The organism is Micropruina sp. (assembly GCF_027492755.1).
Classification (GTDB): Bacteria; Actinomycetota; Actinomycetes; order Propionibacteriales; family Propionibacteriaceae; genus Micropruina.
Window position 1 is genome coordinate 1 of record NZ_JAPUED010000030.1, and the last position, 3,569, is coordinate 3,569.

General features: G+C 65.8%; 5 protein-coding genes. 1 reads left to right on the forward strand and 4 read right to left on the reverse strand.

Annotation, left to right across the window (positions count from 1 at the left end; genetic code table 11):
• Positions 1–83: 83 nt before the first annotated feature.
• Both Q0066_RS01800 and Q0066_RS01805 read right to left on the reverse strand, forming a co-directional pair.
• Positions 84–905, reverse strand: coding sequence for an amino acid ABC transporter permease (locus Q0066_RS01800; protein ID WP_298129472.1), 822 nt, complete (start codon positions 903–905; stop codon positions 84–86).
• A gap of 75 nt (positions 906–980) precedes the next feature.
• A complete protein-coding gene (locus tag Q0066_RS01805; protein ID WP_298129474.1) occupies positions 981–1,823 on the reverse strand; it encodes a transporter substrate-binding domain-containing protein in 843 nt (280 codons plus the stop codon).
• A gap of 141 nt (positions 1,824–1,964) precedes the next feature.
• On the opposite strand from Q0066_RS01805, the gene Q0066_RS01810 reads away from it, so the two are divergent.
• The gene (locus tag Q0066_RS01810) at positions 1,965–2,330 is read left to right on the forward strand and encodes a DUF1992 domain-containing protein (RefSeq protein ID WP_298129475.1); all 366 of its coding nucleotides are present in this window, start codon (positions 1,965–1,967) and stop codon (positions 2,328–2,330) included.
• A 15-nt stretch (positions 2,331–2,345) separates the two neighbouring features.
• Here the strand turns inward: Q0066_RS01810 and Q0066_RS01815 are convergent, their stop codons facing one another.
• Both Q0066_RS01815 and Q0066_RS01820 read right to left on the reverse strand, forming a co-directional pair.
• Positions 2,346–2,507, reverse strand: coding sequence for a hypothetical protein (locus Q0066_RS01815; RefSeq protein ID WP_298129476.1), 162 nt, complete (start codon positions 2,505–2,507; stop codon positions 2,346–2,348).
• Positions 2,508–2,581: 74 nt separating this feature from the next.
• A partial coding sequence (locus Q0066_RS01820) for a sodium/proton-translocating pyrophosphatase (RefSeq protein ID WP_298129478.1) occupies positions 2,582–3,569 on the reverse strand: 988 nt, incomplete at its 5' end.

Genomic DNA, 3,569 nt, shown 5'->3' on the forward strand with positions numbered 1-3,569 from the left:
CACCTCGATCTGGCCGAAGCTCTTGTGCAGGTCGTAGATCTGGATCTCGTCGTCGCGGTTGCCGGTCGGGATCGTCGGGGTCGTCATCGGGTCGCCTTCCGCTGCTTGGCCTCCATGCGGCGCACCAGGAAGGTGAGCGGCAGAGTGATCACCAGATAAGTGAGGCCGGCAATCACCAGCGGCGTCATATTCGAGTAGGTGTTGGTCAGGTCACGGCCGTACTTGGTCAGATCGAACGCTTCCGCACTCAACCCGATCACGTAGATCAGCGACGAGTCCTTGGTCAGCGAGACGAGCTCGTTGGTCAGCGGCGGTGTGACGATGCGGAAGGCCTGCGGCAGCACGATCTTGCGGGTCGCCATTCCGGACGGCATGCCCAGCGAGCGGGCCGCCTCGGTCTGCCCCTTGGGCACTGCCTGGATGCCGGCGCGGATGGTCTCGGACATGTAGGCGGCGGCCACCAGGCCGAGCGCCATCCAAACCGCCCCGAACGGGTCGAAGGGGATCTGCAGACCCGGGATGGCCAGCGAGATCAGGCTGAAGGCGAGCAGCACGATGATCGCCGGCACGCCCCGGAAGATCTCGGTGTAGATGGTGGCTATCCAGCGGTAGGGGCCGATCTGGGACAGCTTCATCAGCGCCAGCACCGTGCCCAGGACCAAGCCGAAGACGAAGGCGCCGAGGGTGTAGAGGATGGTGTTCTTCAGTGCGTTCAGCAGGCCCGGACCCACGGTTTCGGCGATCATGTCCGGCCGGAAGAAGACCGACTGCAACTGGCGTCCGTCGGTGAACATCACGATCGCCAGGATGCCGAGTATCAGTACTCCGTAGTTGATCCAGCGGATCCGCTGGGCACGGCGGCGCGGCGAGAGCTTCTTGCGGGCCGGAGCGGTGGTGGACGTCATGCGATCCCCCTTGCGGGATTGGCGCCTGGCTGCCCCGGCCGACCATGGGCCGGCCGGGGCAGCAAAGCGGGTGAGTCAGTCCTTGGGTGCGTCGGTGCCGAACCACTTCTTGTAGATGGTGTTGTAGGTACCGTCGGCCTTCGCCGTCTTCAACACCTCGTTGACCACGCTCTGCAGAGCGGTGTTGTCCTTGCCCATGCTGAACCCATAGTGCTCATTGGTGTCGAACTCCTTGACGACCTTGGTGCCCGGGTTCTCGGACGCGAAGTTGTACACCACGCCGTTGTCGTTGATCGCGGCGGCAACGGTCTTGGCCAGCACCGCGTTCGCACCGCTCGGCATGTCGTCGTACACCTTGACCGTATAGCCGTATTTCGAGGCATTCTCCTTGCCGTAGTCCTGGCCGGTGGTACCGGCCTGGACAGCCAGCACTTTGCCCTTCAGGTCGGGCAGGTCGGTGATTCCTGAATCGGAACTCACCAGCAGCGCCTGAGTCGCAGTGAAGTAGGGATCCGAGAACAGCGCCGCCTTTTCGCGATCGGCCCGGATCGTGATCGCCGCGGCCGCCGCGTCACACTTCTTAGCGGCGAACACCGCACCCGAAGTGATCTGCTCGAACTCGATGTCGAAGATCTCCTGGGTGACACCGAGCTTCTTGGCGACCAGATCCATCAGGTCGACATCGAAGCCCACCGTCTTGCCGTCCTGCTTGAACTGGAACGGCTTGTAGGCCAGGTGGGTGCACACCACCAGCTTCCCCGGCTGCACCAGCGTGACGGCCGCTGCCCCGGAGCTCTCCGAAGGGCTCGAACTGGGTGCGGCGGGCTGGCTGTAGTTGGCGCAGGCGGCCAGCATGCTCAGGCTGAGTGCGGCCACGCCGGCTAGGGCTGCACGCACACGCTTGTTACTCGAACTCACGATCTCTCCTCGCTAGAGCGCTCTCCTCGCTAGAGCGGCATGGCCGCATACTGGCGCAGCCTTGTTACGGCGGCAATGCGGAACGCCGATTGAGACCGTGCCGTGACCTTTGGCGTTGGGTGCGGCACTAGATTCGCAGGCGTGCAGTACGAGTCGTGGATCGACCGGCAGATCCGTGAGGCGACCGAGCGCGGGGAGTTCGACAACCTTCCTAGCGCAGGCAAGCCGCTGAACCTGGACCCCGACGAGGACTGGTGGATCAAGGCCAAGCTGGCGCACGAGGACCTCGGCGCGCTGCTGCCGGGCCCGCTGATGTTGCGGCGCGAGGTGGAACGCATCCAGGACACCCTGGCCGACGTCGAACGTGAGAGCGTGGCACGGGAAGTCCTGGACGACCTGAACGCACGGATCCGCGAGTACTACCTACGGCCCGGCCCCGGGCCGCAGATCATCGTCCGGCTGGTCGATGTCGAGGCCGAATTGGACGCCTGGCGACGTCGTCACTGATTGCGGGAGATCCGCTCAGCGGCGCACTGCCCTGCCGCCGGCAGGAGCCCCCACCAGCACCCGCGGCGCCGCATTGGACGCGGTGACCGGTGCTCGTCGGGTCGGCTCTGCCTGGATCTGCTGAATGCTGCCCGCACGGATAGCAGCGGTGATTGCGGCGGAATCGTCGGTGAACATGTTTCCCCCCATGGTCGATGTTCACCAATAGGAAACCACGAACCGTGCGTTTCGTACCTGCCGTCAATGAGCCGTTATCCGTTTGTTACCTCGGCTGGGGAATCGCCGTCCTCGACCAGATGCATCTCGTGCTCGAGCCGACCTTCGACATCGGCTTTGTGGGCCCGGACGCGGGACAGGACGACCCCGCCCATCGCGATCAGGCCGGCCGCGATGGCGATCGCGATGCGCAGCACCGGATTCGCCCCTTCGCCCACCGAGAGCGCCACCACAGCGGGGGCGATCAGCAGGGCGACCAGGTTCATCACCTTGATCAGCGGGTTGATCGCCGGGCCCGCGGTGTCCTTGAACGGGTCGCCGACGGTGTCGCCGATCACGGTCGCCGAATGCGCATCGGAGTTCTTGCCGCCATAGCGGCCGTCCTCGACCAGCTTCTTGGCGTTGTCCCAGGCACCGCCCGAGTTGGCCAGGAAAACCGCCATCAGCACACCCGCGACGATCGCACCGCCGAGAAAGCCGGCCAGCGGGCCGACGCCCAGGCCGAACCCGACCGCGATCGGTGCGGACGCCGCCAGCAGGCCGGGCGTGGCCAGTTCGCGCAGCGAGTCCTTGGTGCAGATGTCGACCACCCGGCCGTACTCGGGCCGTCCCTCGCCGGTCATGATGCCGGGGATCTCGGCGAACTGCCGACGCACCTCGAAGACGATCGCGCCGGCGGCCCGGGTGACCGCGTCGATGGCGAGCCCCGAGAACAGGAAGACGGTGGCGGCGCCCAGGATCACCCCGACCAGGGTGATCGGCGAGACGATCTCGTAGGTCAGCATGGCGGCCGTGATGGCGTTGCCTGCCTCCTGGGTGAGCGAAGACAGCGAGTGGTTGACGGCGTCGGTGTAGGAGCCGAACAGCGCCGTCGCGGCCAGCACGGCGGTGGCGATCGCGATGCCCTTGGTGATCGCCTTGGTGGTGTTGCCGTCGGCGTCCAGCGCGGTCAGGATCGCCTCGCCCTGCTCGTCGACGTCCTTGCTCATCACGGCGATGCCCTGGGCGTTGTCGGAGACCGGG

What these genes read in the sequence shown, in the direction of transcription:
- Q0066_RS01800 (WP_298129472.1), bottom strand. Translation starts at nt 905, where the DNA reads ATGACGTCCACCACCGCTCCGGCCCGCAAGAAGCTCTCGCCGCGCCGC.
- Q0066_RS01815 (WP_298129476.1), bottom strand. Translation starts at nt 2,507, where the DNA reads ATGTTCACCGACGATTCCGCCGCAATCACCGCTGCTATCCGTGCGGGC.